Source organism: Bradyrhizobium sp. 2S1, assembly GCF_011516625.5.
Lineage (GTDB): Bacteria > Pseudomonadota > Alphaproteobacteria > Rhizobiales > Xanthobacteraceae > Bradyrhizobium > Bradyrhizobium septentrionale.
Map to the genome: position 1 here is coordinate 9348670 of NZ_CP147717.1, position 26889 is coordinate 9375558.

At 64.5% G+C, this 26889-nt stretch carries 26 protein-coding genes and 1 pseudogene; 15 read left to right on the top strand and 12 right to left on the bottom strand.

Going from position 1 to position 26889, the window contains the following annotated elements; translation table 11 throughout:
• The first annotated feature begins 19 nt into the window (after nt 1–19).
• The 3 genes and pseudogenes from HAP54_RS44645 (at nt 20) to HAP54_RS44655 (ending at nt 1498) form a co-directional block, all read left to right on the top strand.
• A pseudogene (locus HAP54_RS44645) lies at nt 20–678 on the top strand (aldolase).
• Nucleotides 671–1174, top strand: a complete 504-nt coding sequence (locus tag HAP54_RS44650) for a GNAT family N-acetyltransferase (RefSeq protein ID WP_166297783.1) — start codon at nt 671–673, stop codon at nt 1172–1174. The pseudogene HAP54_RS44645 and the gene HAP54_RS44650 overlap by 8 nt, the downstream one beginning before the upstream one ends.
• A 48-nt stretch (nt 1175–1222) precedes the next feature.
• On the top strand, nt 1223–1498 hold the full coding sequence (locus HAP54_RS44655) for a hypothetical protein (RefSeq protein ID WP_166297784.1): 276 nt from the start codon (nt 1223–1225) through the stop codon (nt 1496–1498).
• Between the two features lie 356 nt (nt 1499–1854).
• On the opposite strand, the gene HAP54_RS44660 is transcribed toward HAP54_RS44655, so the two are convergent.
• From HAP54_RS44660 to HAP54_RS44685, 6 genes are all read right to left on the bottom strand, one after another.
• The gene (locus HAP54_RS44660; protein WP_166297785.1) at nt 1855–2559 is read right to left on the bottom strand and encodes an ABC transporter ATP-binding protein; all 705 of its coding nucleotides are present in this window, start codon (nt 2557–2559) and stop codon (nt 1855–1857) included.
• Nucleotides 2543–3274, bottom strand: coding sequence for an ABC transporter ATP-binding protein (locus tag HAP54_RS44665; RefSeq protein ID WP_166203615.1), 732 nt, complete (start codon nt 3272–3274; stop codon nt 2543–2545). Before HAP54_RS44665 ends, HAP54_RS44660 begins: the two co-directional genes overlap by 17 nt.
• Nucleotides 3271–4257 carry a branched-chain amino acid ABC transporter permease gene (locus tag HAP54_RS44670; RefSeq protein ID WP_166297786.1) on the bottom strand — a complete coding sequence of 329 codons (987 nt, stop codon included), beginning with the start codon at nt 4255–4257 and terminating at the stop codon, nt 3271–3273. The genes HAP54_RS44665 and HAP54_RS44670 overlap by 4 nt, the downstream gene beginning before the upstream one ends.
• Complete coding sequence (locus HAP54_RS44675; protein ID WP_166297787.1) at nt 4257–5135, bottom strand: branched-chain amino acid ABC transporter permease; 879 nt, start codon at nt 5133–5135, stop codon at nt 4257–4259. Before HAP54_RS44675 ends, HAP54_RS44670 begins: the two co-directional genes overlap by 1 nt.
• Nucleotides 5136–5326: 191 nt before the next feature.
• On the bottom strand, nt 5327–6568 hold the full coding sequence (locus HAP54_RS44680) for an ABC transporter substrate-binding protein (protein ID WP_166297788.1): 1242 nt from the start codon (nt 6566–6568) through the stop codon (nt 5327–5329).
• Between the two features lie 89 nt (nt 6569–6657).
• The gene (locus HAP54_RS44685) at nt 6658–7476 is read right to left on the bottom strand and encodes a putative hydro-lyase (protein WP_057017644.1); all 819 of its coding nucleotides are present in this window, start codon (nt 7474–7476) and stop codon (nt 6658–6660) included.
• A 120-nt stretch (nt 7477–7596) separates the two neighbouring features.
• Here HAP54_RS44685 and HAP54_RS44690 point away from each other — a divergent pair, with 120 nt between their 5' ends.
• The 3 genes from HAP54_RS44690 (at nt 7597) to HAP54_RS44700 (ending at nt 10826) form a co-directional block, all read left to right on the top strand.
• On the top strand, nt 7597–8514 hold the full coding sequence (locus tag HAP54_RS44690; protein WP_166297789.1) for a LysR family transcriptional regulator: 918 nt from the start codon (nt 7597–7599) through the stop codon (nt 8512–8514).
• A gap of 122 nt (nt 8515–8636) precedes the next feature.
• Nucleotides 8637–9887 (top strand): Zn-dependent hydrolase, encoded by a 1251-nt coding sequence (locus HAP54_RS44695; RefSeq protein WP_166203606.1) that lies wholly within the window; start codon nt 8637–8639, stop codon nt 9885–9887.
• A gap of 30 nt (nt 9888–9917) precedes the next feature.
• The gene (locus tag HAP54_RS44700) at nt 9918–10826 is read left to right on the top strand and encodes an NAD(P)-dependent oxidoreductase (protein ID WP_166203604.1); all 909 of its coding nucleotides are present in this window, start codon (nt 9918–9920) and stop codon (nt 10824–10826) included.
• Between the two features lie 172 nt (nt 10827–10998).
• Here HAP54_RS44700 and HAP54_RS44705 read toward each other — a convergent pair whose 3' ends face one another.
• On the bottom strand, nt 10999–12075 hold the full coding sequence (locus HAP54_RS44705; RefSeq protein WP_166203602.1) for a tartrate dehydrogenase: 1077 nt from the start codon (nt 12073–12075) through the stop codon (nt 10999–11001).
• 168 nt (nt 12076–12243) lie between these two features.
• Between HAP54_RS44705 and HAP54_RS44710 the strand changes: the two genes are divergently transcribed.
• Complete coding sequence (locus HAP54_RS44710; protein WP_166203600.1) at nt 12244–13020, top strand: SDR family oxidoreductase; 777 nt, start codon at nt 12244–12246, stop codon at nt 13018–13020.
• A gap of 140 nt (nt 13021–13160) precedes the next feature.
• On the opposite strand, the gene HAP54_RS44715 is transcribed toward HAP54_RS44710, so the two are convergent.
• A complete protein-coding gene (locus HAP54_RS44715; protein WP_166297790.1) occupies nt 13161–14015 on the bottom strand; it encodes an alpha/beta hydrolase in 855 nt (284 codons plus the stop codon).
• 88 nt (nt 14016–14103) lie between these two features.
• Here HAP54_RS44715 and HAP54_RS44720 point away from each other — a divergent pair, with 88 nt between their 5' ends.
• A complete protein-coding gene (locus HAP54_RS44720) occupies nt 14104–15525 on the top strand; it encodes an amidase (protein ID WP_166297791.1) in 1422 nt (473 codons plus the stop codon).
• Nucleotides 15526–15632: 107 nt separating this feature from the next.
• Here HAP54_RS44720 and HAP54_RS44725 read toward each other — a convergent pair whose 3' ends face one another.
• The gene (locus tag HAP54_RS44725; protein ID WP_166297792.1) at nt 15633–16265 is read right to left on the bottom strand and encodes a TetR/AcrR family transcriptional regulator; all 633 of its coding nucleotides are present in this window, start codon (nt 16263–16265) and stop codon (nt 15633–15635) included.
• A gap of 177 nt (nt 16266–16442) precedes the next feature.
• Here HAP54_RS44725 and HAP54_RS44730 point away from each other — a divergent pair, with 177 nt between their 5' ends.
• From HAP54_RS44730 to HAP54_RS44750, 5 genes are all read left to right on the top strand, one after another.
• Nucleotides 16443–16649 carry a ferredoxin gene (locus tag HAP54_RS44730; protein WP_029078045.1) on the top strand — a complete coding sequence of 69 codons (207 nt, stop codon included), beginning with the start codon at nt 16443–16445 and terminating at the stop codon, nt 16647–16649.
• Between the two features lie 70 nt (nt 16650–16719).
• Nucleotides 16720–17937 carry a cytochrome P450 gene (locus HAP54_RS44735; protein WP_166297793.1) on the top strand — a complete coding sequence of 406 codons (1218 nt, stop codon included), beginning with the start codon at nt 16720–16722 and terminating at the stop codon, nt 17935–17937.
• Between the two features lie 84 nt (nt 17938–18021).
• Nucleotides 18022–19344, top strand: a complete 1323-nt coding sequence (locus tag HAP54_RS44740) for an MFS transporter (RefSeq protein ID WP_166297794.1) — start codon at nt 18022–18024, stop codon at nt 19342–19344.
• A 13-nt stretch (nt 19345–19357) separates the two neighbouring features.
• Nucleotides 19358–20020: a sulfite oxidase-like oxidoreductase gene (locus HAP54_RS44745; RefSeq protein ID WP_166297795.1), complete on the top strand. Its 663-nt coding sequence runs from the start codon at nt 19358–19360 to the stop codon at nt 20018–20020.
• A gap of 28 nt (nt 20021–20048) precedes the next feature.
• On the top strand, nt 20049–21260 hold the full coding sequence (locus tag HAP54_RS44750) for a bifunctional alpha/beta hydrolase/OsmC family protein (protein WP_166297796.1): 1212 nt from the start codon (nt 20049–20051) through the stop codon (nt 21258–21260).
• A gap of 211 nt (nt 21261–21471) precedes the next feature.
• Here the strand turns inward: HAP54_RS44750 and HAP54_RS44755 are convergent, their stop codons facing one another.
• Nucleotides 21472–22929: a PLP-dependent aminotransferase family protein gene (locus HAP54_RS44755; protein ID WP_166297797.1), complete on the bottom strand. Its 1458-nt coding sequence runs from the start codon at nt 22927–22929 to the stop codon at nt 21472–21474.
• Between the two features lie 88 nt (nt 22930–23017).
• Between HAP54_RS44755 and HAP54_RS44760 the strand changes: the two genes are divergently transcribed.
• The gene (locus tag HAP54_RS44760; RefSeq protein WP_166297798.1) at nt 23018–23917 is read left to right on the top strand and encodes a DMT family transporter; all 900 of its coding nucleotides are present in this window, start codon (nt 23018–23020) and stop codon (nt 23915–23917) included.
• A gap of 122 nt (nt 23918–24039) precedes the next feature.
• On the opposite strand, the gene HAP54_RS44765 is transcribed toward HAP54_RS44760, so the two are convergent.
• Nucleotides 24040–24387, bottom strand: coding sequence for a hypothetical protein (locus HAP54_RS44765; protein WP_166297799.1), 348 nt, complete (start codon nt 24385–24387; stop codon nt 24040–24042).
• Nucleotides 24388–24776: 389 nt separating this feature from the next.
• Between HAP54_RS44765 and HAP54_RS44770 the strand changes: the two genes are divergently transcribed.
• A complete protein-coding gene (locus tag HAP54_RS44770) occupies nt 24777–25214 on the top strand; it encodes a hypothetical protein (RefSeq protein ID WP_166202962.1) in 438 nt (145 codons plus the stop codon).
• Here HAP54_RS44770 and tnpC read toward each other — a convergent pair whose 3' ends face one another.
• Nucleotides 25215–26798, bottom strand: coding sequence for an IS66 family transposase (gene tnpC, locus HAP54_RS44775; RefSeq protein ID WP_166215215.1), 1584 nt, complete (start codon nt 26796–26798; stop codon nt 25215–25217).
• Nucleotides 26799–26889 lie beyond the last annotated feature (91 nt).

Below are 26889 nucleotides of genomic sequence, written 5' to 3' on the forward strand. Positions count from 1 at the left end.
CCGGAACAGGCGAAACCGGATGAGCGAGACAAAGCTTCGTGAGGACATTTGCCGCTTCGGCCGCTCGCTGTTCGAGCGCGGGCTGACGCCGGGCTCCTCGGGCAATATCAGCGTCCGGCTCGACGACGGCGGCTGGCTGGTGACACCGACCAACGCCTCGCTCGGCTTCCTCGATCCGGCGAAAATGTCGCGGCTCGACGGCAACGGCCGGCTGGTCTCCGGCGATGCCCCGACAAGGAAGTGCCGCTGCACACCGCGCTCTACCAGACCCGCACGAGCGCCGGCGCCGTGGTGCACCTGCACTCGACCCATTCGGTCGCGCTCTCGATGCTGCCCGAGATCGACCCGCGCGCCGCACTGCCGGCGATGACGGCCTATTACGTGATGAAATGCGGCCAGACCGCGCTGGTGCCCTATTATCGCCCCGGCGATCCCGCCGTTGCCGACGCGATCAGGGGGCTGGCCGGGAAATATTCATCGGTGCTGCTCGCCAATCACGGCCCCGTCGTGTCGGGCGACACGCTGGAGGCCGCGGTGTTCGCAACCGAGGAGCTGGAAGAAACCGCAAAGCTTTATCTGCTGCTGCGCGGGCTGAACCCGCGGTATCTGTCGCCGGAACAGGTCAAGGAGTTGACCAAGGTGTTCGGGTTGACGTTGCCGGAACACGGGCATGATTGAACATTTGATCGGACAACCGAAAGCAACGATCGAATATCTGGCTGACCATCCAGCACTCGTGCCAACGATCGCGGCATGGCAGCACGCGCAATTCGGCTACCTCACGCCGGCGGCCCCGCTCGAAGATCGAACCGAGAGGCTCCGTCGATCGCTCCAGAAAGACGCGCGGCCGATGGCGATTGTTGCATTGAGCGAGGACGGGACGCCGTTGGGATCGGCCGGCATCCTTGCGGCGAGCATCATCCACAAGCATCTGACGCCGTGGCTGTCCTCGGTATACGTGCCCCGGGAACATCGCGGACAGGGAATCGCCTCCGCATTGAGTCTGCGCGCCATCGATGAAAGCGCCAAACTGGGATTCGACCGGCTGTACTTGTTCACCCCGCACAGCGAAGCGATGTATGCGCGGCTGGGCTGGAAGACCTTCGAACGGATCGAATACAACGGAACGCCCCTCACCCTCATGGAAAGAGGCGCGTCACTGCAACAGGTGTAGGAATCTACCGACTAGACATAGCAGAGGTGAGACATGCGGAGGACAGTCATGACGAAGTTCACAGGCTTGGCATTCGCGGCTCTGTTCGTCGGCGGCCTGGCGGGATCCACTGCGCAGGCCGAGGAGACCTTGCAGGACCTGCTTGCGGTCCAGCTGCGCGCGCAGGGCTATGCCTGCGACAAGCCGCTCAAGGCCGAACGGGACGACAAGCTCTCCAAGCCCGACAACGAGGCCTGGACCCTGACCTGCAGCAACGCGACCTACCGCGTCAGCCGCGTGCCCGACCTCGCGGCCAAAGTCGAAAAGGTCGAACAGGGCAAGTAGGATGCGTGGGCTGGATTCGTAGCCCGCATGAGCCAACGGGTCGCGCGAACGCGCGCCCGATGACAGGCTCCGCAATATGCGGGACGCCCCGGATGTCGCTTCCGCCTTCGCTCTTCGAGCTACGGCGGACAAGTCGCTCATCCGGGCTACGAGCCGAACACCGCGCCACAAATTCCGGCGTCATCCTGAGGTGCGCGCCTCTTCGGCGCGCCTCGAAGGATAGCCGCGGACGCACTTGTGGCCATCCTTCGAGGCTCGCCCAGCGGCGCAATTGCGCCGCAAGGCTCGCACCTCCAGCGACAAAGGCTTCGCCTTTGCGCGGGGATGACGTCGGAGTGCGCGGAGATATTTTTCCGCTACAATCCCAGATACGCCTTGCGCACGTCGGGATTGCCGCTGATCTCGGCGGCGGTGCCCTGCATCAGCACGCGGCCGGTCTGCAGGATGTAGGCGCGGTCGGCGATCTCCAAACACTCGGCCATGCGCTGCTCGACGATCAGAACCGTCATGCCGGCGTCGCGGATGCGCTTCACGGCCTGGAAGATCTCGTCGACCAGCTTCGGCATGATGCCCTGCGACGGTTCATCAAGCATCAGAAGCCGCGGCCGCGTCATCAGCGCGCGGCCGATCGCGAGCATCTGCTGCTCGCCGCCGGACAGCGTCTCGGCGCGCTGGTCGAGCCGCTCGGCGAGCCGCGGGAACAGCTGGAACACCAGATCGAGCGGCGCGTCGCGATTGGCCTCGCTGCGATAGAGGTAGCTGCCGAGCCGCAGATTGTCGTGCACCGAGAGCCGCGGAAACAGCCGGCGGTTTTCCGGCACGAAGGCGATGCCGCTCGACGTGATGACGTGCTGCGGCTGACCGTCGATGCGCTTGCCGTCGAAGGTGACGGTCCCTGCGCGCGGCCGCTCGGCGCCAGCGATCGATTTGAGCAGCGTCGACTTGCCCGCACCGTTGGCGCCGGCGACGCAGACGATCTCACCCTTGGTGACGTCGATCGACACCGAGGAGATCGCGACCAGGCCCTGATAGGCGGTGGTGACTTCACGCACCGACAGCATGACGATCCCCGAGATAGGCAGAAATGACCTCTGGATTGCGGACGACCTCGGCGGGCTTGCCCTCGACGAGCACCTTGCCGAGATTGAGCACGATGGCGCGGTCGACCAGCGGCATCACGATCTCCATCACATGCTCGACCATCAGCACAGTGACGCCGGTGGCGCGGACCTTGCGCACCAGTTCGACGCCGGTCTGCGCCTCGACCGGCGTCAGACCGGTGAGGACCTCGTCGAGCAACAGCAGCTTCGGTTCGGTCGCCAGCGCACGCGCGACCTCGAGCCGGCGCTTCTCCGACGGGACGAGGTCGGCGGCAAGCTTTTCGGCGCGCGCCGCAAGGCCGCAGAATTCCAGCACCTCGTAGGCTTTCTGCCGCGCAACACGCATCTTCGTGTTGCGGATCAGCGCGCCGACGATGACGTTGTCGATCACGGTCATGGTCTCGAAGCTCTTGACCACCTGGAAGGTGCGTCCGACGCCGCGCTGGCAGCGTTCCGCTGCCGGCAGCCGGGTGACGTCCTCGCCGTCGAAGATGATCGAACCTTGGGTCGGCGGCAGCACCCCCGCGATCAGATTGAACAGCGTCGACTTGCCGGCGCCGTTCGGGCCGATCAGGCCGACGATCTCGCCGCGCCCGACCGAGATCGAGACATCGCTGTTGGCGACGAGGCCTCCGAAGCGTTGCCAGACGCCGCGGGTTTCCAACAGTGCCGTCATCGTGCGGCTTCCTTGCGCCAAGGGACCTTGCCGAACACGCTGACCAGGCCGCGCGGCAGCGCCAGCGAGATCAAGACGATCAGCGTGCCGTAGACGATCAGGTCGACGCCTCGCCCCGAACCGCCGACGAACGAGCGCGTCAGCTCGGTGAGCGGGATCAGGATGACAGCGCCGAGCACCGGCCCCCACAGCGTGCCGATGCCGCCGAGCACCGCGGGCAGTGCCATCAGCAGCGAGAACTGGAAGCCCATCACGCTTTCAGGATCGATATAGGAGACGAACTGGGCGTAGAAGCCGCCGCCGACCGCGACCAGGAATGCCGAGACCGCCGCGGCGCCCATCTTGGAATTGAACACGACCACGCCGAGGCTTTCGGCGGCATCGGGATTGTCCTTTACCGCGCGCCACCAATAGCCCCATTTGGAGTCCTCCAGCCACCAGGTGACGAACCAGGCGACGCAGGCGAGCGCCAGCGCGAAGTAGAAATATGGCAGCTTGGATCGGGCGAACTGGAATTTCAGCCAGCTGTCGCCGCGCATCGGAATCGTGATGCCGAGCGCGGCACCCGCCCAATCCCAGTTCTGGATCAACAACAGCGCGATCTCGGCGATCACGATGGTCGCGATCACGAAATAATGCCCGCGCAGCCGGAAGCAGGGATAGCCGAGCGCCATCGCGATCAAGGCGGAGATCACGCCGCCCGCCAGCATGCCGAACCACGGCAGCACGCCGAACTTGGTGAACAGCAGCGCGGTGGTGTAGGCGCCGAGCCCGAAATACAGCGCATGCCCGAGCGAGATCTGCCCGCAATAGCCGGACAATATGTTCCAGCTCTGCGACAGCGCGGCATACATCAGGGTCAGCACCATGATGTTCTGGACGTAGACGTCCTTGACGAACAGCGGCACGATCGCGGCGATCACCGCCAGGCAAAGCGCCACGATCAGGTCACGCCTGCGGCGTTGGGCGAAGTGGGTGTCCATCACATCGATCCGAACAGGCCACGCGGGCGGATGAAGACGACCAGGAGATAGACGGCGTAGATGCCAACCGATTTCAGCGACGGCGGCAGGATCAGCGCGGTGCTCGCCTCCACCAGGCCGACGATGATGCCGCCGGCAAAGGCGCCGAACACGCTGCCGAAGCCGCCGAGCGCCACGGTGACATAGGCGATCAGGGCAAAGGAGGCGCCGACGTCGGGATAGATGTAGAAGAAGGTCGCCATGATCGCGCCCGCAAGCCCGACCAGCGCCGCACCAAGGCCCCAGCCCAGCGCGAACACGCGGTTCTTGTCGATGCCGACCAGGGCCACCGCCCCGGCATCCTCGCGCGTCGCTTCCAGCGCACGGCCGAAATCGGTGCGGTTGATGAAGAAATAGAGCGCAACGAAGGCCGCGATCGAGACCAGCGCGCCGACCAATTGCGGCACGGGCAGGTAGATGCCGGCAACCGAGATCGTCTTGCCGCCGAGCCAGGAGTGGGTGACGCTGCGATAATCAGGTGTGAAGAAGAACTGCGCCAGACCCCGCATCACGATGGCAAGGCCGAAGGTCGAGAAGATCTGCACCATGCCGGCATTGGCCTTCGCCCGCACGGCGAAGCGGGCGATCAGGAGATAGACCACCGCACCGAACACGAACAAGGCGGCGGCGACCAGCGGCGCCGACAGCAACGGGTCGATCGCAAAGAACGCGAACAGGAAGAAGGTCGCGTACATCGCGATCATCAGGAATTCGCCGTGCGCGAAATTCACGACGTCCATCAGCCCGAAGATCAAGGCGAGGCCGGCGGCGATCAGTCCGTAGAGCAGCCCCATCAGAAGGCCGCTCGCCAGACTCTGGATAATGGCTTGGGCGGTCACGGCTGGCGCCTCGCGACGCCTGCCATGCCATCGCGTGTCGTTGCCGGCGAAGCGGAGCAAGCCATCGTCCCGCAAGCAAGACTGCGTTGCGCCGCCGCTTCGCTCCTCGCAATGACGAAATGCGTAGTGCGCTGAATGATCTCGTTCGCTGTCACAGTGCTCGCTCCCCCCGCCCCTTGCGCCATCCCGGCCTATTTCATCGGCCAGACCGCGTCGGCGATCGCGGCCTGCGGCGGGAAGATGGTGACAAACTTGCCGCCGACATATTGCAGCAGCACCGGATCGGCGTCGTTGTTCTGGCCCATGTCGTCGAACTTGACCCGCTTCCAGGGCATGATGGTCTGCTCGCCCGGAATGTCGGTCGCGACCAGCGCCTCGCGGATCTTCTCGCCATCGGTCGACTTGGCGCGGTTGATGGCGTCGGCCATCACGATCAGGCCCATGAACTGGCGCGAGGTGAGATCGTTGAAGTCCTTGCCCGAACGTTCCTTGAACATGGCGTTGAGCTTGCCGACCATCGGACGCTTGGTGGCGAGGTCGAGCGAGAAGGTGCCGCGCGAGATCACGCCTTCCAGCTTGTCGCCGACCGCGTCATACAGCGCCTTCTCGGAAAAGCCCGCATCCTGGGCGACGATCGCATTCGGCTTGTAGCCGAGTTCGGCCATGGTCTTGACCAGCAGGATGCCGTCCGTCGTATAGCTCGACGGCATCAGCACGTCGGCATTCGCGGTTTTCAGCTGCTGCACCTCGGCCGACAGCGACGGCGAATTGGCGCGGTACTTGATATCGGCGACGATCTTGTAGCCGCGTTCGCCGGCGATCTTGGTCTGGGCGTTGCCGGAGTCGGTGCCGAAGATGGTATCCTCGTGGAACAGCGACAGCGTCTCGATCTTGGTGCCCTTCTTCTTCATCGCATCGTAGAAATCGAACATCGCGGCCGAGTACATCTCGTCATGCGGCGCCGCACGGAAATAGAACTTCAAACCGCGGCGATGCAGGCTCGGCGAGGAATTGTCGGCCGAGAGGAACGGGACGCCGTAGCGTTCGCAGATCTGGCTGACGGTGACCGCGACCGCGCTCTGATAGGTGCCGATCACGGCGCAGACCTTCTCCTGCGTGATCAGGCGCTCGGCTTCGGCACGGCCCTTCTGCGGATCGGCCTGGTGGTCGGCAAACACGAGACGGATCTTGGCGCCGCCGAGGCCCGGCAGGCCCTCGCCCTTCGCGAGCGGCAGGTCGAAATCATGGTCCTTGTTGATGACGTCGAGCGCGGTCTCATAGGCCTTCTGCGCATCGACGCCCTGCTGCGCGCTGCCGCCGGAGAACGGATAGATGATGCCAATGACGACTTCGGAGGTTTGCGCGCGGGCCACGATCGGTGCCAGCGCGGCGGCGGAGGCGCCAAGCAATACGTTACGGCGAGAGATCATCATTCGAAATTCCCCTTGATCAGCTTTGTTCTTAATCGATGTGATGCTTGTAGCGCGCAGTAAAGCCTCAATGAATTGCACGAATTGCCTATTCAGAGCACAGCGAGCTGCTTGTTCCTGAGATCGGTCACCAGCATCAGGCCGGGCGAATGCGTGATCGCGAACGGCAGCTTCGCACTTGCGATCACCGATTGCGGGGTCACGCCGCAGGCCCAGAACACAGGGATCTCGTCGTCGGCCACCGGCACCGCATCGCCATAGTCGGGCTTGGCGATATCCTTGATGCCGATCGCATGCGGATGGCCGAGATGGACCGGCGCGCCATGCACCGACGGGAAGCGCGAGGTGATCTGCACCGCGCGGATCGCATCTGCCGGCTTGAACGGGCGCATCGACACCACCATGGGTCCCGCGAACGGCCCCGACGGGCTGCAGGCGATGTTGGTGCGGTACATTGGCACACGCAGATTGCGTTCGATATGACGGATCGGCAGTCCCTCATCGAGCAGCGCCTCTTCGAACGAGTACGAGCAGCCGAGCACGAAGGTGACGAGATCGTCGCGCCAGTATTTCGTGATGTCGGTGGGCTCGTCGGCCACCTCGCCGTCGCGCCAGACCCGGTAGCGCGGCACGTCGGTGCGGATGTCGAGGTCGAGGCCGAGCGCGGGGATACGGGGATCGCCGACATCGGACATGCCGATGATCGGGCACGGTTTCGGATTGAGCTGGCAGAACCGGTGGAAGGCGCCGGCGAGCTTTTCCGGCAGGATCGCGAGATTGCCCTGGACGAACCCGTTGGCGAGACCGGCTGTCGTGGCCGAGGCCACACCGTCACGGCAGGCGCGCCGCGCCTCGACGCTTGCCGGCACCGGTTCACCCTGAGATCGCTGCACTGCCGCAAAAACAGTCATGGGAGCCTCCTGCCCATAATCTCGACAAGGACAAACCAACACCAAGCGTGATATAATGTCTAATCGTCCTTTCTAATCAAAATCGATAAGTCGAATTTATCGATCGGGGATATGCTTCCAATGACGGAATCCCGCTCGATCGAAACCTTCCTCTGGGTCGTCAAGCTCGGCAGCTTCCGCGGCGCCGCCCAGCGGCTCAACACCACCCAGCCGGCGATCTCCCAGCGCATTGCCCAGCTCGAGCGCGAGATGGGCGTCAAGCTGTTGAACCGCGATCATCGCGTGGCCTCGCCGACGCCGAGCGGCCGGCTGATGATGACCTACGCCGAGAAGCTGATCGGCCTGCGCTCGGAGATGATGGCCGAGGTCGGCGACCGTTCGGCGATGCGCGGCGCGCTGCGGCTCGGTGTCGCGGAGACCATCGTGCACACCTGGCTGCCGCGGCTGGTCAAGAGCGTCAACGAAATCTATCCGAACCTGTCGCTGGAGATCGAGGTCGACATCACGCCGAACCTGACCCCGCGGCTGCTGGCGCAGGAGATCGAACTCGCCTTCGTGCTCGGACCGGTCTCGGCCTCCGGCGTGCATAACCATGTGCTGTGCGATTATCCGATCGGCTTCCTGGCCAGCCCGGCGCTCGGCCTCGGCGACGGCCCGGTGGCGCGGCAGGATCTGGCGCGGTTTCCGATCATCACCTTTCCGCGCAAGACCCAGCCCTATGAGACCGTGCGCGCATTGTTCAACGCCCCCGATCTGCCGCCGATCCGGCTGCATGCCTCGACCTCGCTCGCAACCGGGATCCATATGGCCAATGAAGGCCTTGGCATTGCGGTGATTCCATCGGCGATCGTCGAGAACGAGCTTGCCGACGGGCGGTTGCAACTGCTCGATACCGACCTCAAGCTGCCGCCCCTCACCTTCACCGCAAGCTGGCTCGCCTCCCCCGATGCGGTCGCCATCGAGCGCGTCGCTCATCTCGCCAGGCAGATCGCGCAGGCGAGCGTGGCGGTTGACGCGGTGGAAGCGGCGCGTCATTGAACAAGTGCCGGATAATCAAACGTCATTCCGGGGCGATGCGTCAGCATCGAACCCGGAATCTCGAGATTCCGGGTTCGGCTCTTCGAGCCACCCCGGAATGACAGCTGAAATGGACTGACGACATGAGCCGAGCCGCGACCAACCTGCAGATCGATTCCGCCCGCCTCTGGGGCAGCATCCACGAAACCGCGCAGTTCGGCGCAACACAGAAGGGCGGCGTGCGGCGCCTGACCCTGAGCGCCGAGGACAAGCAGGTGCGCGACTGGTTCCGCAAGGCGTGCGAGAACGCCGGCCTCGAAGTGCAGGTCGATGCGCTCGGCTCGATGTTCGGGTTGCGGAAAGGACGGGATATGTCGAAGCCACCGATCGGCGTCGGCTCGCATCTCGACACCCAGCCGACCGGCGGCAAATATGACGGCATCCTCGGCACGCTGGCCGGGCTCGAACTGGTGCGCACGCTCAACGATGCCGGCATCGAGACTGAGCTGCCGATCTGCATCTGCAACTGGACCAATGAGGAAGGCTCGCGCTTTGCGCCGGCGATGATGGCCTCGGCCGCCTATGTCGGCGATTTCACCACCGACGACATCCTGTCGCGCAAGGACGCCGAAGGCGTCACGGTGGCGCAGGCACTCGACTCGATTGGTTATCGCGGCGATGCCCCGGTCGGCCGCCAGAAATTCACCAGCTTTGTCGAGCTGCATATCGAGCAGGGCCCGATCCTGGAGGCCGAGGGCAAGACCATCGGCGTGGTCGATTCCGGCCAGGGCGTGTTGTGGTACGACGGCAAGATCACCGGCTTCGAGAGCCATGCCGGCTCGACCCCGATGCCGCTGCGCCGCGATGCGCTGGCGACGCTGTCGGAGATCGTGCTGGCGATGGAAAGCATCGCCAAAAAGCATGGCCCGAAGGCGGTTGGCACCATCGGCGAGGCGGTGATCGCTGCGCCCTCGCGCAACGTCATCCCCGGCGAGATCGCCTTCACGGTGGATTGCCGCAGCGCCGATGCCGCGATCATGGATGCGCTGGATCGCGACCTGCGGGCAGCGGTCACCGAGATCGCCGCGCGGCGCAAGGTCGAGGTTCAGCTCGATCTGGTCTGGCGCAAGGCGCCGACGCATTTCGATCCGAAGCTGGTCGACGCCGTGGAGAACGCGGCCAAGCAGCTCGGCTATTCGCATCGCCGCATCACCTCCGGCGCCGGCCACGACGCCTGCAACCTCAACACGGTGATGCCGGCAGCGATGGTGTTCGTGCCCTGCAAGGACGGCATCAGCCATAACGAGCTGGAAGACGCGACACAGACCGATTGCGCCGCCGGCGCCAACGTCCTGATGCATACGGTGCTGGCGCTCGCCGGCGTCGCGTCGTGATCCTCTGATCCCCTTTACCTGGAGGTGCGCATGCGCGCAGTTTTCGTCGACGCCAATGAATCGCTTGCGGTGATCACGGAGCGGCTGGAGAAACCAGGCGGTCCGAAGATGCGGATCAACCGCAACCCGGACATCAAGCCCGACGACTATCCGGCGGTGCTCGACGGCGCCGAGATCGCGGTCGTCGATCACACTGCATTACCGACTGACGTCGCCAAGAAGTGTGCCGGCCTGAAGCATGTCGTGTTCCTCGGCACCGGCGCGCGCAGCTACATGAACCCGGAGGAGCTCGCCGAGCTCGGCATCGCCGTGCACCTGATCAAGGGCTATGGCGACACCGCGGTCGCGGAGTCCGCGATCGCGCTGATGTGGTCCTCGGCGCGCGTGATCGCGCAGATGGATCGCGAGATGCGCGCCGGCAACTGGCTGCGCGAGGACGGCATGCAGCTGACCGACAAGACGCTCGGCCTGGTCGGCTTCGGCGGCATCGCCGCCGAGGTCGCGCGCATCGCGCTCGGCAGCGGCATGAAGGTGATCGCCTGGAACCGGTCGCCCAAGAGCCATCCGGACATCGAATTCGTCGATCTCGACACGGTGCTGGCGCAGAGCGACGTGGTCTCGATCCATCTCTTGCTGAACGACGAGACCCGCGGGATGATCACGCGCGACAGGATCGCGCAGATGAAGAAGGGCGTGGTGCTGATCAACACCGCCCGCGGCGCCATCGTCGACGAGCAGGCGATGATCGATGCGCTCAACTCGGGCCACATCCGCCACGCCGGCCTCGACGTCTACAACATCGAGCCGTTGCCGAAGGATCACCCGCTGACGAAGATCCCGAACGTGACGCTGTCGGCGCATTCCGCCTTCCGCACGCCCGAAGCGAGCGAGAATTTGATCCACGCGGCATGGGAGCATTGCCGAAGGATCGTGAAGTAATTTAATTATCGACGTCGTCCTGGACAAGCGAGCGTAGCGAGCGCGATCCAGGACCCATTACCACCGGCCTGTGTCATCGCGCAGGGCGGTGGTCAGGCCTATCAAGACAACAAGCACTCGGGGTAATGGGTCCTGGCTTTCGCCAGGACGACCCCGTGATTGACAGCGCAGCTTAATCCACCATCTCCGCGACGGCCTTGCCGCAGGCCGTGGTGTCGGCGTTGCCGCCGAGGTCGCGGGTGCGCAGCGTGCGTTCGCCGAGGGTGCGCTCGATCGCGCCGACGATGGCGTCCGCCGCCTGCTTCTCGCCGAGATGCTCCAGCATCATCGCGCCCGACCAGATCATGCCGATCGGGTTGGCGATGCCTTGGCCCGCAATATCAGGCGCCGAGCCGTGCACCGGCTCGAACACCGAGGGAAAATCGCCTTCAGGATTGATGTTGCCCGACGGCGCGATGCCGATCGTGCCGGTGCAGGCCGGGCCGAGGTCGGAGAGGATGTCCCCGAACAGATTGGAGCCGACCACGACGTCGAACCAGTCCGGATGCAGCACGAAGTTCGCGGTGAGGATGTCGATGTGGTACTTGTCCCACTTCACACCCGGATACTTCTTGGCCATCGCCTCCACGCGCTCGTCCCAATAGGGCATCGTGATGGAGATGCCGTTCGACTTGGTCGCCGAGGTCAGATGCTTCTTCGGCCGCGACTGCGCCAGATCGAACGCAAACTTCAGGATGCGGTCGACGCCGATGCGGGTCATCACCGTCTGCTGCGTGACGAATTCGCGGTCCGTGTCCGGGAACATGCGGCCTCCGACCGAGGAATACTCACCCTCGGTGTTCTCGCGCACCACCCAGAAATCGATGTCGCCGGGCTTGCGGTTCGCCAGCGGCGACGGCACGCCGGGCATCAGCCGCACCGGGCGCAGATTGACGTACTGGTCGAATTCGCGGCGGAATTTGATCAGCGAACCCCACAACGAAATATGGTCAGGTATTTTCGCCGGCCAGCCGACCGCACCGAAATAGATCGCGTCATGCTTGCCGATCTTTTCCTTCCAGTCGGCCGGCATCATCTCGCCGTGCTTCTCGTAATAGTCGTAGGAGGCGAAGTCGAAATGGTCGAACTTCACGTCGACGCCGTGCTTCTTTGCCGCCGCCTCGATGACGCGCAGGCCCTCCGGCATCACTTCCTTGCCGATACCGTCGCCGGGAATGACCGCAATCCGATACTGCTTCTTGCTGCTCATCGAGAACACCCTTGTGATTTGCCCGGCCGGCAATGCCGCCTATCCTGATGGCCCTGCAATGGACCAAACTTCGCGCCAGCGCAACGCTGCAGTGCAGTGTTGACCGCGGCGCGACCCTGCCCCACCAAATTCGCCGATATCCGTTCCTCATAACAAGCGAGACATCCCATGGATCTGCATCTGCGCGGCAAACGTGTCCTGATCACCGGCGCCTCCAAGGGCATTGGCGCGGCCGCCGCCGAAGCCTTTGCCGAGGAAGGCGCCAACCTGCTGCTCGCCGCCCGCAACGGCGACCAGCTCAAGGCGCTGGCGGAGCGGCTGCGCTCCGCGCACCAGATCGACGCCGCGACCAGCGTGGTCGATCTGCGCAAATCGGAAGACCTGGCGCGGTTGGCAAAAGAGGCCGTCGACATCGACATCCTGGTCAACAATGCCGGCGACATCCCGGGCGGCTCGATCGACAAGATCGACGAGGCGACCTGGCGGCACGCCTGGGAGCTCAAGGTGTTCGGCTATGTCAATTTGACGCGCGCGATCTATGCCCAGATGAAGGCGCGCGGCGGCGGTGTGATCGTCAACGACATCGGCGCGGCCGGCGAGAAGTTCGACGCCAACTACATCTGCGGCAGCGCCGGCAATGCGGCACTGATGGCGTTCACCCGCGCGCTCGGCGGCAAGAGCCTCGCCGACAACATCCGCGTCGTCGGCATCAATCCCGGTCCGGTCGGCACCGACCGCCACGTCACCCTGCTCAAGACCCGCGCCAAGCATCAGTTCGGCGACGAGAACCGCTACAAGGAATTCCAGAAAGGCATGCCGCTCGGCCGTCCCGCGCATGCGCGCGAGATCGGCGATCTGATGGCGTTTTTGGCGTCCGACCGCGCCGGGTATACGTCGGGCGTGATCTACACGGTCGATGGGGGGCTTACGTCGGGGTGGGGCTAGTCCGAGATCGTGCCACTTGTTCCACCGTCATCCCCGCGCAATGGCTTCGCCATTGTCGCTGGAGGAGCCGCGAAGCGGCGTCTCGAAGGATGGGCCACGGGCTGCGTCATCCTTCGAGGCTCGCCGAAGAGGCTCGCACCTCAGGATGACGCGGTCCGCTCGAACAATTGCCGGATCAGCGTCGTGATCCGGCCCTGCGGCGCCTGCATCTGGTGCATGATCGAGAAATGATCGGCGCCGGGGATCTCTTCATAGGTCAGCGGCAAGCCGTAGTGGGCGCGATGGCCGGCGAAATCGGCGGTTTGCTTGCGCAGCAGCGGCAGCTCGGCGCTGCCGACCACCAGCGACAACGGCTTTGCCGTGCCGCCCTGCTGCATCATCGGCGAATTGCGCCGCGACATCGCCTCATCAAGTCGGAGCTTGTCGTTGAGGTAGGAGTACCTGATCGGCTCGAGGTCGTAGATGCCTGAGATCGCCATGCCGGCCCGGACATTGGGGTTCGACAGCGCCATCGAGGTTAGATGCCCGCCGGCCGACCAGCCGGAGACGACCATACCATCGGCAGCGGCACCGAGGCCCGGCAATTGCTGCGCAAGAAAATCGATCCCGGCATGAATCTCGGCGACGATCTCATCGACCATCGCATCCGGTGCCAGCGTGTAGCCGATCAGCGCGACATTGATGCCGTGCGCCATCGGCCCCTCGGCAAAGATCGTGAACACTTCCTTGGCACGGGTCTGCCAGTAGCCGCCGTGGATGAACAGCAGCGTCGGCGCGCCGTCGCGGACTTTGAGGAAGTCGATCCGGTTGCGCTCACGCGGGCCGTATCTGAGATCGAGATGGTCGGAATGCTGCTGCCGCAGTGCCGCCGAGCGCTGCTCCCAGCCGGCGGCGATCTCGACGCTGCCCTTGACGGCAACGCCGTTGTTCAGGCCGAGGTCGCGCTCCTGCTGGCTCATCGCGCGCCAGTCCAGCGCGGAAAACAACGCTGCCATCTCTGCCCCTTCGGTTCTCGTCGCATTGCCACAACGGCAGGAAATGTTCTACAGCACAAGCAAACAGAACACATAGGAGCAACGGTGCATGGCTGATCAGGGCTTGGTGAAGGAAACGGCGTGTGCCGTCGTCGGGAAACTGAAGGCCGGTGACGTCACGCCGCTCGATCTGCTCGATGTGCTGGAAAAGCGCATCGCCGAGGTCGACGGCAAGGTCAACGCCCTGCCCACACTCTGCTTCGATCGCGCCCGCAGCCACGCCAAGGCCCTGATGCAGAAGCCGGTCAGCGAGCGCGGCCTGCTCGCCGGCCTTCCCGTTCCGATCAAGGATCTCACCGCCGTGTCAGGCGTGCTGACCACGCTGGGCTCGCCGATCTTCAAGGACAACATCCCGGCGAAGTCCGACATTCTGGTCGAGCGTCTCGAACAGAACGGCGGCGTGATCTACGCCAAGTCGAACACGCCGGAATTCGGCGCCGGCGCCAACACCTTCAACGAGGTGTTCGGCCCGACCCGCAATCCCTGGGACACGTCGCGCTCGGCCGCCGGCTCCTCCGGCGGCGCCGCGGCGGCACTGGCGAGCGGCACCGCGTGGCTCGCCCACGGCTCCGACATGGGCGGCAGCTTGCGCAACCCCGCAAGCTTCTGCGGCATCGTGGGCTTGCGGCCGTCAATCGGCCGCGTCGCGCACACGCCGAAATTCGGCGTCGACCGCACGCTCGGCGTGCAGGGACCGATGGCGCGCAATGTCGAAGACCTCGCGTTGCTGCTGGACGCAATGAGCGGCGAGCATGCCGCCGATCCGCTGTCGCTGCCCGCGCTGCCGACGTCGTTCCTCTCGGCGACACGCTCCGGCAGCAAGCCGAAGCGCATTGCCTATTCGCCCGATCTCGGCATCACGCCCGTTGATCCCGAGGTCAAGGCGGTGACCCGCAAGGCGGCGGAGCGCTTTGCCGAAGCCGGCGCGATCGTCGAGGAGGCGCATCCCGATTTGCGCGAGGCCCATGAATGCTTCCACGTGCTGCGCGCGTTCGATTTTGCGATCAGCAAGGCCGAATTGCTGCGCACCAAGCGCGACCTGCTCAAGCCCGAGGTGATCTGGAACATCGAGGAGGGCCTCAAGCTCACGGTCGAGAAGCTCGAGCGCGCTGAAGCGCAGCGCGTCGCGATGACCGCGCGTGCGCTCGAATTCTTCGAGACCTACGATCTGCTGCTGGCGCCCGCGACCATCGTGCCGCCATTCCCGGTCGAGAACCGCTATGTTGCCGAATGCGACGGCAAGACGTTCGACAACTACGTCGAATGGCTCGGCATCGTCTATGCGATCACGCTGGCCTGCTGTCCGGCGCTGTCGCTGCCCTGCGGCTTCACCGCGTCGGGTCTGCCGGTCGGCCTGCAGGTGGTCGCCAAACCGCGTGCCGAGGCGCAGCTTCTGGCCGGTGCGAAGGTGCTGGAGGATATTTTGGGCGTGCGCGGCACCACCCCGATCGATCCGCGGCCGCCGAGATAAAGCAGCCTAAAGCGCGATGAGATTGGGTTGAATCATCGCCGTGCTTTAGGTCTTTGTTTGAGCATGATCTTCTCGGAAAACCGCTTCGCACTTTTCCGGATCATGCTTTATGCCTTGTCTTCCGTCGCCTTGAGCGCGACGGTGAGTGCGAGCTTGGTCTGCTCGACGATCTCGTCCAACAGCTCCTCACGGCTGATCTGGGCGGACTCGCCGGTAAGCAGGCCCTGCTCGGCCAGCATCACGATACCGTGCAGCCCGGCCCAGATCTTCAGCGCCTGCCGCTCGCGCAACAGCCCGACGGCCGGCGCCTCGAACGACTCGATCAGCAGCGCGAGCGTTTCCATCGCTGCGGTGTGCAGCTCGCTGCCAACAGGCGCGCAGGCCATGGTGCGCGATGCGAACATCAGCCGGTAGATGCCGTGGCGCTGGAGCCCGAAGGCCAGTGCGGCCTGGGCAAACCGCGACAGTTTCGATCCCTTGCCCGGCTGCTCGATCGCCTCGCGCATGATCACGTTGAACTGCCGGAACGCTTCCGCGGTCACCGCCTCGAGCAGCGCCTCGCGGTCGGCGAAATGCCGGTACGGCGCCGGCTGCGAGACGCCGAGCTGCTTGGCCAGCGCCTTGATGCTGATCGCTTCGGGACCACCAAGCTCGACCTCGCGCAACGCGGCCTGAATCAGGGCTTCGCGGAGGTCGCCATGGTGGTAGGTTTTGAACGGCTTATGAACGATTTGTCCCATTGCGGCAATGATCGCTGAATTTTTGCTTGACGCGCAAGCGCGACGATAATGTAATATGCTATAACTTGGCGGTCAGGTTAAGAGGCCGGCCGCCCAAGCAAGCTAGAACTTGCGTAATCAAGACATGAGGAACCCGGCGCGCCCTGCGGTGCGCCAGAGCCGAGGGAGAGTGCTTGCATGTCCAAGCTCAGAATCCGCGTCGACCAGGACAAATGCCAGGGTCACGCCCGCTGCAAATCACTCGCCCCCGAACTGTTCGAGCTCGACGAATACGGCAATGCCCATGAGGCCGGCGACGGGACCGTTCCGGCCGGGCTCGAGGACAAGGCCTGGCTCGCACAGACCAATTGCCCGGAAATCGCGATCGAAGTCACCGAGGAATGACGGCCAGCCGGGGCGGCCGCGCGCCTCCCGTTGAGCCCAAGCGTTTGATCGAACGAGAAGGAACGAGCTGATGTCCGATTCCCCGTCCGCAACCTATCTGCCCGAGCATCCCCCGGTCACCGACTGGGTCCATGATTTCGACCACACCGACCCGGTCTGGACCGACGATCCGTTCCCGATCTGGGAGACGCTGCGCTCAGCCTCGCCGGTCGTGCATACCGAGCGCTTCCTCGGCTGCTACATGCCGACCACCTATCAGGCGGTGAAGGAAATCGCCTACGACACCGAACATTTCTCCTCGCGCCGCGTCATCGTGCGCGACGTCCGCCCCGAGATCACCGCCCGCGCGCCGCCGATCACCTCGGATCCGCCGGAGCACAAGCCCGCCAAGCAGGTGCTGCTGCCGCCGTTCACGCCGGACGCGATGGCGCGGCTGGAGCCGCGGGTGCGCGCGATCTGCAACGAGCTGATCGACGAATTCATCGCCGATGGCCATTGCGACGCCGCGGCGCGCTACACCAAGCACATCCCGGTGCGCGCCATCGCCCACATGCTCGGCATCCCCGAGAAGGACGGCGACCTCTTCATCAAATGGATCCACCAGATCCTCGAGCTCGGCATCAAGAACGAAGACGAGCTGATGAACGGCGTGCGCGAGATGACCGGCTATTTCATGGCCCATCTCGAGCAGCGCAAGGTTGCGCCGGGCGACGACCTGATCTCGCAGCTGCTGCGGGCCAAGGGCCCCGGCGGCCAGCCGCTCACCGACGAGCACGTGCTCGGCTCGCTGCGGCTGCTTTTGATCGCCGGCATCGACACCACCTGGAGCGCGATCGGCTCCTCGCTCTGGCACCTCGCCAAGACGCCGGCCGATCGCGAGCGGCTGATTGCGGAGCCGGCACTGATCCCGACTGCGATCGAGGAATTCCTGCGCGCCTATGCGCCGGTGACGATGGCGCGCGAGGTGATGAAGGAGACCACGATCTCCGGTTGCCCGGTGAAGGCCGGCAACATGGTGCTGCTGTCGTTCCCGGCGGCGAATCGCGACCCCGCCATGTTCCCCAACGCGGACAAGGTGGTGATCGACCGCAAGGAGAACCGCCACGGCCTCGGCATTCACCGCTGCGTCGGTTCCAATCTGGCGCGGATGGAGATGCAGGTCGCGATCGAGGAATGGCTGAAGCGGATTCCGGATTTCCGGCTCGATCCAGCCGGCAAGGTCACCTGGTCCGAAGGCACGGTGCGCGGGCCGCGTCAACTGCCTGTTCTGTTCGGCAAGACCGCCTGAGCGGCCGGACACAGCAGTTACATCGCACCATTCAATGAGGTAGCTTGCCCCGGAATCGAACCGACGAGTCCGGGAGGCTAGCTTATGACCGATCAAACCGCTCAATCCGCGAGCGATCATCTCGACATCCACGACGTCGAGCGGCGGGTGAAGGCGATCTTCATCGGCTCGGTCGGCAATCTCGTCGAGTGGTATGATTTCTACGCCTATACCGCCTTCGCGCTCTATTTCGCACCGGCGTTCTTCCCGCACAGCGATCCGGTGGTGCAGCAGCTCAATGCCGCCGTGCTGTTTGCCGCGACCTTCCTGATGCGCCCGCTCGGCGGCTGGCTGTTCGGCTACATCGCCGACCGCTACGGCCGCCGGCTGTCGCTGACGTTATCCGTGGTCTGCATGTGCTTCGGCTCGCTGATCATCGCAGTGACGCCGACCTATGCCAGCATCGGCATTGCCGCGCCGGCGATCCTGGCGCTGGCCCGCATCATCGAGGGGTTGAGCCTCGGCGGCGAATATGGCGCCAGCGCCACCTATCTCAGCGAGGTCGCCGACCCCAAGCACCGCGGCTTCTATTCGAGCTTCCAATACGTCACCCTGATCGGCGGCCAGCTCACCGCGATCATCGTGCTCTTGCTGCTGCAGAAGGTATTCCTGACTTCGGACGAGCTGAAGGCCTGGGGCTGGCGGATTCCGTTCGTGATCGGCGCCGGGCTTGCGATCTTCGCAGCGGTGATGCGGCGCGGCCTGCACGAGACCGAGGCGTTCGAGGAGGCCAAGAAGGTCTCCAAGCCGACCGGCTCGATCATCGGCCTGTTGAACTACCCGCGCGAATTGCTGCTGGTGGTCGGCCTCACCGCCGGCGGCACCGCGGCGTTCTACACCTTCACCACCTACATGCAGACCTTCGTCAAACTGTCGGTCGGGCTGACCGAGGACCAGACCACTTTCGTGATCTTCGGCTCGCTGATCTTCGCGACCATCCTGCAACCGATCTATGGCGGCCTCTCCGACCGCATCGGCCGCAAGCCGCTTTTGATCTTCTTCGGCGTCGTCGGCACGATCTCGACAGTGCCGATCCTGACAGCGCTGAAGGACACCAAGTCGCCGTTCATCGCCTTCCTCTTGATCTGCGGTGCCTGGATCTTCGTCGCCGGCTACACCTCGATCAATGCAATCGTGAAGGCCGAGCTGTTCCCGACCAACGTCCGCGCACTCGGCGTCGGCCTGCCCTATGCCATCACGGTATCGATCTTCGGCGGCACCGCGCCCGCGGTCGCGCTCTATTTCAAGAGCGTCGGGCACGAGGACTGGTTCTATTATTACCTCAGCGGCATGATCTTCCTGTCGCTCTTGATCTACTCGACGATGCGCGACACCAAGCACGAATCCGCGATGCATCGCCACGAATGATGGCGCAACGCCAATGACCGAGGACCAGGAACCGCCCGAGAGCAAGCTGACGCGCAGCAAGCAGCGCTGGGCGCGCGAAGGCAAGTTCCTCACCGGCAAGATCACCCGGCCGGAGGAGCAGCGCCTGCCGCCGGGCCAGCATTTGACGGCGGACTGGCCGGTGCTCGATCTCGGGCTGATGCCCAACGTCACGCAGGAGCGCTGGCGGCTCGATGTCTACGGTGCGGTGGAGCAGACGATCTACTGGAGCTGGCCGCAATTCATGGCGCAGCCGCAGACGCAATTCGTCTCCGACATCCACTGCGTCACCACCTGGTCGCGCTACGACAATCAGTGGGAGGGGCTCGCCACTCGCGACCTGCTCACCGCCTGCCGGCCGCGCGAGGACGCGCGCTTCGTCGCGCTGCAGTCCTATGACGGTTATACGACAAACCTGCCACTCGAGGATTTTGCCGCCGAGGACGCGCTGCTCGCCCATAGCTGGTCGGGCAAGCCATTGGAGCATGAGCATGGCGGGCCGGTGCGGCTGGTGGTGCCGCATCTCTATTTCTGGAAGAGCGCCAAATGGCTGCAGCGCATCGAATTCCTGACCGAAGATGCGCCGGGCTTCTGGGAGGTGCGCGGCTATCACAATCGCGGTGATCCCTGGGCCGAACAGCGCTATTCTGGCGACTGACAACCACCAAGAAAAATGGAGCCTGCCCGTGCCGCACGAACGCTTTCAATTCACCGGTGTGGACGGCCATCAGCTGGCCGCAGCACTTGATGCGCCCGACGGGCCGATCAAGGCCTATGCGCTGTTCGCGCACTGCTTCACCTGCGGCAAGGACGTGCTGGCGGCAAAGCGCATCGCGGTCGCGCTCGCCGCCAAGGGCATCGCCACGTTGCGGTTCGATTTCACCGGCCTCGGCTCCAGCGAGGGCGATTTCGCCAACTCGACCTTCTCGTCGAACGTCGCCGACCTCGTCCGCGCCGCCGACCATTTGCGCGAGACGCGCAAGGCGCCCGCGATCCTGATTGGCCACAGCCTGGGCGGCGCCGCGATCCTCGCAGCCGCAGGCCGGATCCCCGAGGCGAAGGCGGTCGCCACCATCGCCGCGCCCTCCGATCCCGCCCATGTCACGCATTTTTTCAAGGACCGCCTCGAGGACATCCGCACGCAGGGTGAAGGCGAAGTGTCGCTCGCCGGCCGACCGTTCCGCATCAAGCGCGAATTCCTCGACGACGTCGCCGAGCAGAATCTGATGGCGCAGGTCAAAACGCTGCACAAGGCGCTGTTGGTCATGCACTCGCCGACCGACGACACCGTCAGTATCGACAACGCCACCAATATCTTCATCGCCGCCAAGCATCCCAAGAGCTTCGTCTCGCTTGCGGGTGCGGACCATCTCCTGAGCGGCAAGCAGGACGCCGCCTATGTCGCCGACGTGATCGGCGCCTGGGCGGAACGCTACGTCGATCTCGCGCCGCAGCCAGTAGCTGATGCCGGCAGCACCCCGCGCAATGTTGTCGTGCAGGAGACGCGCAACGGCAAATTCCAGCAAATCGTCACGACCGGGCCACATCGGCTCGTGGCCGACGAACCGGTCGCGGCTGGCGGCCAGGATACCGGCCCTGGCCCCTATGATTTTCTGCTGACCGGGCTCGGCGCCTGCACCTCGATGACGATGCGGATGTACGCCGACCGCAAGTCGCTGCCCGTCGATCGCATCACCGTGACGCTCACGCACAACAAGATCTATGCGAAGGAGTGCGAGACGCGCGAAGGCATGCTCGACCAGATCGACCGTGTCATCAGGATCGAGGGTGATCTCGATTTCGACCAGCGCAAGCGGCTGATGGAGATCGCCGACAAATGCCCGGTGCACAAGACGCTGACGTCGGAGGTGCGGATCGTCACCAAGGCAGCGGATTAAGCCCTCGACGCAGCGAGACGGGCAGAGCCGTAGCAGCATGTCAGCTGCATCCCCCCTCCCGCTTGCGGGCCGTCGCAGGAGCGCGCTGAAAAATATCGAAAACAACCCCATGCAAAGTAGCCGGCGGCCGCCGGCGTTCGACAAGGCAACTTGACACGTCGGGCAACTCAGGGATATTTTTCCATTATTCAGAAATCGTGCGAGCGCCCCTCTACTCACGCGCCGCGCGCTTCCCCGTCAGGCAATTCGCCATGGTCCGCACCGCGGCGCCGATCTCGTTCTCGCGCCAGGCGGCGAAGCCGAGCAACAGGCCGTGGTCGCGCGGCCGCTCTAGTGCGAGGCTTGACAACGCGCGCACCTCGACGCCGGCGGCAACCAGCCGCGCCACCGCGCTCTGGTCCGCGGCGCCGTCCTTGAAGCGGGCAATCAGCTGCATGCCGCCCGGCGGCACCTCCGCCGCAAGCACGGCGTCGAGGTGCCGCGCCAGTGCCGCAGCGAGATGGTCCCGGCGCGAGCGATAGATCCGCCGCATCCGCCTGACATGCGCCAGAAAATGCCCGTCGGCCATGAAACCGGCCAGCGCCTCCTGGACATGGACGGAAGCGATCAGCCCGAGATGCCGCTGCGCGATCTCCATCGTCCGCGCCAGTGACAGCGGCACCACCAGATAGCCGATCCGGATATCGGCGGTCATCGCCTTGGCGAAGGTGCCGAGATAGAGCACCCGCCCCTCGCGATCGAGCCCTTGCAGGGCCGGCATCGGGCGGCTGTCATAGTGAAACTCGCCGTCGTAATCGTCCTCGACGATCCAGGTATTGCCGGGCTCGGCCAACGCCAGCAGCTCGGTGCGGCGTGCAACCGGCATCACCCGTCCGGTCGGGTGCTGATGCGACGGCGTCGTGAAGATCAGCTTCGGCGCACGCGCCGCGCGCGTCCGCATCATGCCCCATTGATCCAGCCTAACTCCGACGACGTCGGCGCCGGCCGCACGAAACGCCGCCGCAGCGCCGGGATAGCCGGGATCCTCGGTCCAGACCGTATCATCAGGCACGATCGTGGTCGCGGCGATCAGCGTCAGCGCCGCCTGCGCCGTCGGCAGGATCAGGATCTGATCGGCCTCAGTGTGCACGCCTCTGTTGATTTCGAGGTAGTCGAGCAAGGCTTCGCGCAGCGCTGGCCGGTTGACCACGGTCTGGTCGTTGAAGCGGCGGCGCAGTGCGCTGCGGCGCAGGCAGCGCGCCCAGATCTCGTGCGGAAACTCGCGCGCGTCCGCGAGCCCGGGACGCAGCGGCCGGAAATCGGCCTGATAGGACAGCGGCCAATCCGTGTCGGAGAGCTGCAAGGCCCAGGGCGACAGCAACGGTTTGCGCGCGGCATCACGCCGTGGCGCCGGCATAGCCTTGGCAAAGCGCGCTTCGATATCGTCGGTCACCACCGGCCGGCGCCGCGCGGCGACGCGCAGATATCCCTCGGCCGCGAGCTGCTCATAGGCATGCGTCACCGTGTTGCGCGACACGTCGAGTTCGGCCGAGAGCGTGCGGCTCGACGGCAGCACGGCGCCGCTCCTGATCCGGCCGCTTGCCATCAGCGCGCGCGGCTGCCCCGTCAGCTGCGCGGCCAGGCCGGCATCATCCGACCGCTTCAGCGCGAGCAATTCGGCGAGAATCAATCTGGCTCCTTCAGTCTATCAAATCTGGCCCTTTCGAGAGAGCCAGCATGATCCATTCACAAGCGGTATCGCCTGCAAGGACGCTGCCGTGAATCAATCGCTGTCGCCGGCCAAAGCCGCCGCTTTGTTCATCGTCGTGGTGCTGGCCTGGGGCATCAACTGGTCGGTGACGAAATCGCTGGTCCAGGCGGTGCCGCTGCTATGGACCGCGTCGATCCGCAGCTGGATCGCGCTGATCGCCCTGCTGGTGATCCTGCGCGCCAGCGGCAATCTGATCATTCCGCGGATCGCCGATGTCCCTGTCGTGCTCAGCGTCGCGCTGCTGCACATGACGTTCTTCTCGACACTGACCGCCGCCGGCCTGCGCTATCTGCCGGCGAGCAAGGGCGTGGTGCTCGGCTACACCACGCCGCTCTGGGTCGCTCTTGCCGCCGGTGCCGCGCGCACCGAACGGCTCGGTACATTGAAGCTGGTCGGGGTCGCGTCGGGGCTCGCCGGCCTCTGCGTGATCCTCAACCCGGCGTCGCTGGACTGGAGCAATCTGCACATCATCGCCGGCGCCGGCATGATCATCGTCGCTGCGATCTGCTGGGCCGCCAACATCATCTATATCCGCTCGCACCGCTGGATCGCGACGCCGCTGCAGCTCCTGCTGTGGCAGGTGCTCGTCGCGACGCTGGTGCTGACGACGACGGCGCTGGTCACCGAGGGCGTGCCCGAGGTGAATTGGTCGCCGCACCTCGTGCTGCTGTTCCTCTATTCCGGCTTCATCGGCACTGCGCTGGCCTATTGGGCGATGTCGATGGTCAACAAGAGCCTGCCGGCGCTGACCACCTCGCTCGGCACCACGGCGACGCCGATCGTCGGCATCGTGACCGCGGCGCTGCTGCTCGGCGAGCCGATTGATCTGTCGCTGGCAATTGCTGCGGCCCTGATTGTCGGCGGGATTGCGCTGAGCTCGCTCGCGGACGCGCCCTCGCGGGCGTAAGTAGGGCCTGTACTCATAGATTCGTCACGTCCGCTTCGGTCTCGGAAGCTGACGTCGAAACCGACGTCGCTGCATGTCGGCCTTGGGCCATCAGCGGAATAGCCCTCAAACTCAGCTTGCCACTAAGTCCTGCTCTGACCGGCGGACAACAGCGTTCTAATCTTGTCGAGCGAAAACCAAAAGCAGGGCGCCGAGGAGGCATTCACACGAACGCAGATAGCGGCGGCGCCTTCCTTCACTGCATCAACGACTAACAAGGCGGGCGGCGCGCCGTGAACTATCAGACATCCAGCGGGGAGTTTGTTCTTCAGCGTTCGTGGATCAGTGTCGTGAAGGGCTTCAAAGGAGGCCCACCCCGAACACCCGATGCCGTCGTTAACCGCGATGACCTGATCGCCTACCTGAACGTCGAGCGCGAATGCTACGCGGCTCAGAGCTAAAATTGCAAAAGAGGCAACTAGAATGCGCATGCTGGCATATTGGTATCGAGATGGTAGCGGATTTGTTAACAGTCCACGAGGTCCGCTCGGGGTCAGAAGGCGACATCAGCCACAGGTCCGGCCATGTCCGTGAAGAGCCACAACCGGCGGAACAGGTGTTTCGAACAGCGGCGTGGATGCCGGTCGGCCCGTGCGGCATGGCCCACCAATGGTAGCTGTATCCCATGGGAGAGCCGGGCGTGAGCCCGGCCACCTCATCGCCCTGCAAGCCTTCCGAATGTCGTGAGCGTCACGAGAGGATCACGGGTGCCTGGGCTTGACTTGCGCGGAATGCTCTGGATAGCGCGGTCGGGATGATTGACGCCGCCGGCGCGCGGTGATGGGTTGATCCCGGTTCGGAGCGGGCAACGGGGATCAGAATGACCAGCGAGTCGCAGCTGCGCGAGAAGCTTCGGAAGATCGAGGCGTTGTTCGTGGGGGCCGGAACTGCTGGTGAGCGCCTTGCAGCGGAAGCCGCGCTGCAGCGGGTGCGGGCCCGGGTCGAGGAACTTGCTCGCCACGATCCACCGATCGAACAGCAATTCTCACTTCCCGACCAGTGGTCTCGGCACCTGTTTCTGGCGCTTTGCCGCCGATATGGGCTGCGGCCGTTTCGTTATCGCCGACAGCGACGTAACACGGTGATGGTCCGTGCGTCACGGGGCTTCGTTGATCGAGTCCTGCTGCCCGAGTTCACCGAGCTGGAGGGTGCGCTGCAAGTGTATCTGCACGAGGTAACGCTGCGCGTGATCCGCGAAGAGATCTACGACGACGCCAGCGATGCGCAGGAAGTTCCCGACGCCGTGCCGTCGAACTGATCAAGCGGCGAGCTTTGGCTCCGAACCATCGCGCTCGGCTTTCCAATTCCACGGCAGCAGCGTGTTCAGCTGATTGATCTTGGTACGTCCGGAGACGATGCGCTCGAGAACATCAGTAAAATAGTGCCGTGGGTCGATGTCGTGAAGCTTTGCGGAGTTGATGAGTGATGCGAGAGTGGCCCAGGTTTCGGCGCCGCCCTCACTGCCTGCGAACAGATAGTTTTTCTTTCCCAGCCCGATCGGCTTGATGCTGCGTTCGACCGTATTGCTGTCGATCTCGATGCGCCCATCATCGATGAATCGCGTCAGGCCATCCCAATGGTTGAGGGTGTAGCGGATCGCCTTGCCAAGGCCGGATTTCTTCGAGACTTCCAGCAGTCGCGCCTCGAGCCAGGGCTTGAAGTCCTCGATCAGCGGTCTGGTGTCGGATTGTCGCACCGCAGCTCGCTGCGTCGCCGGCAAACCGCGAATGCGATCCTCAATGGCGTAGAACATCGCGATCCGCTGCAGCGCTTCCGCGGCAATCGGCGATTTCGTCGCGATGTGGACGTCCCAGAACTTCCGCCGCGCATGCGCGAAGCAGAACGCCAGTTGTACCAGACGGCCGCCGTTTTTAATCAGCCCCTTGTACCCGGCGTAGCCGTCGACCTGCAGGATGCCGTCGTAGTCTCCAAACAGCTGCCTGGCGCGGATTGCCTTGCGATCCTCGGCGAACACGTAGACTACTGCCGGCGGCGCCGGGCCGCCCCACGGGCGGTCGTCGGTGGCGATCGCCCAGAACTGGCAGACTTTGGTTCTGCCACGGCCGGGATCGAGAACTGGCAGCGGCGTCTCGTCGGCAAACAGCCGCGGGTAGGACATCACTGCGCGGCGCAACAGCGCGTGAAGCGGCTTCAGCCACCAGGCGACGCGGCCCATCCACGAGGCCAGCGTTTGCCGGTCGAGCGTGATGCCTTGGGCGGCAAACATCTGTTCCTGGCGATACAGCGGCAGCTGGTAGCCGTATTTCATCACCGCGACGTGGGCCAGCAAGGCTTCCGTCACCATTCCACCGTCGATCGCCTGGGCCGGCGCGGGTGCCTGCAGAACACCCTGGCGGCATCCCCGGCAGCCGTACCGTGGACGCATGATGCGCTTGACCCGGTACTGCATCGGAATGACGTCGAAGGCTTCCTTGACGGTCTCCCCGATCTTGTGCAGCTGCTCGCCGCAGCAAGGGCAGATGTGGCTCTCGATATCGATCACGACATCGATGCGCGGCAAATGCTCCGGAAGCTTCCCCCGGTTGCGTCGCGCCGGTCGCTTTCCACGGCCCTCCGCTCCGTCAGGCAGCCTGCCTCCGGTCACGTCGTCGTTGGCGGCGGCACGAACCGCCTGTGCCCTGATGGTGAAGAGAGACAGCTGTCCGATATCCAGTGTCTCGGAGCGCGGACCGAAGATCGTGCGCTTGTACTGGGACAGGATCATCAGGAGCTTGTCGTTCTCCTGGATCGCAGCGTCGCGTTGGGCGATCGCTGCATCACGCTCGGTCGCCAGCGTGCTGCATTCCTCCGACAACGCCGCAAGCCGTGACGATAGCGTCATCACGGCTTGTCGGAGCAATGCTGGATCGGAAGGCAAATCACTCATGCAGAGCGATTCTACAACAACTCCGCATGAGTGACGAACGACTCTT

Bases quoted from the DNA above. Each gene is read 5' to 3' on its own strand.
- HAP54_RS44665 (WP_166203615.1), bottom strand. From the start codon at position 3,274: ATGACGGCACTGTTGGAAACCCGCGGCGTCTGGCAACGCTTCGGAGGC.
- HAP54_RS44730 (WP_029078045.1), top strand. From the start codon at position 16,443: ATGTCCAAGCTCAGAATCCGCGTCGACCAGGACAAATGCCAGGGTCAC.
- HAP54_RS44745 (WP_166297795.1), top strand. From the start codon at position 19,358: ATGACCGAGGACCAGGAACCGCCCGAGAGCAAGCTGACGCGCAGCAAG.
- HAP54_RS44735 (WP_166297793.1), top strand. From the start codon at position 16,720: ATGTCCGATTCCCCGTCCGCAACCTATCTGCCCGAGCATCCCCCGGTC.
- HAP54_RS44690 (WP_166297789.1), top strand. From the start codon at position 7,597: ATGACGGAATCCCGCTCGATCGAAACCTTCCTCTGGGTCGTCAAGCTC.
- HAP54_RS44685 (WP_057017644.1), bottom strand. From the start codon at position 7,476: ATGACTGTTTTTGCGGCAGTGCAGCGATCTCAGGGTGAACCGGTGCCG.
- tnpC (WP_166215215.1), bottom strand. From the start codon at position 26,798: ATGACGCTATCGTCACGGCTTGCGGCGTTGTCGGAGGAATGCAGCACG.
- HAP54_RS44695 (WP_166203606.1), top strand. From the start codon at position 8,637: ATGAGCCGAGCCGCGACCAACCTGCAGATCGATTCCGCCCGCCTCTGG.
- HAP54_RS44655 (WP_166297784.1), top strand. From the start codon at position 1,223: ATGACGAAGTTCACAGGCTTGGCATTCGCGGCTCTGTTCGTCGGCGGC.
- HAP54_RS44700 (WP_166203604.1), top strand. From the start codon at position 9,918: ATGCGCGCAGTTTTCGTCGACGCCAATGAATCGCTTGCGGTGATCACG.
- HAP54_RS44725 (WP_166297792.1), bottom strand. From the start codon at position 16,265: ATGGGACAAATCGTTCATAAGCCGTTCAAAACCTACCACCATGGCGAC.
- HAP54_RS44705 (WP_166203602.1), bottom strand. From the start codon at position 12,075: ATGAGCAGCAAGAAGCAGTATCGGATTGCGGTCATTCCCGGCGACGGT.
- HAP54_RS44770 (WP_166202962.1), top strand. From the start codon at position 24,777: ATGACCAGCGAGTCGCAGCTGCGCGAGAAGCTTCGGAAGATCGAGGCG.
- HAP54_RS44670 (WP_166297786.1), bottom strand. From the start codon at position 4,257: ATGGACACCCACTTCGCCCAACGCCGCAGGCGTGACCTGATCGTGGCG.
- HAP54_RS44715 (WP_166297790.1), bottom strand. From the start codon at position 14,015: ATGGCAGCGTTGTTTTCCGCGCTGGACTGGCGCGCGATGAGCCAGCAG.
- HAP54_RS44720 (WP_166297791.1), top strand. From the start codon at position 14,104: ATGGCTGATCAGGGCTTGGTGAAGGAAACGGCGTGTGCCGTCGTCGGG.
- HAP54_RS44660 (WP_166297785.1), bottom strand. From the start codon at position 2,559: ATGCTGTCGGTGCGTGAAGTCACCACCGCCTATCAGGGCCTGGTCGCG.
- HAP54_RS44740 (WP_166297794.1), top strand. From the start codon at position 18,022: ATGACCGATCAAACCGCTCAATCCGCGAGCGATCATCTCGACATCCAC.
- HAP54_RS44650 (WP_166297783.1), top strand. From the start codon at position 671: ATGATTGAACATTTGATCGGACAACCGAAAGCAACGATCGAATATCTG.
- HAP54_RS44680 (WP_166297788.1), bottom strand. From the start codon at position 6,568: ATGATGATCTCTCGCCGTAACGTATTGCTTGGCGCCTCCGCCGCCGCG.
- HAP54_RS44710 (WP_166203600.1), top strand. From the start codon at position 12,244: ATGGATCTGCATCTGCGCGGCAAACGTGTCCTGATCACCGGCGCCTCC.
- HAP54_RS44765 (WP_166297799.1), bottom strand. From the start codon at position 24,387: ATGCGCATTCTAGTTGCCTCTTTTGCAATTTTAGCTCTGAGCCGCGTA.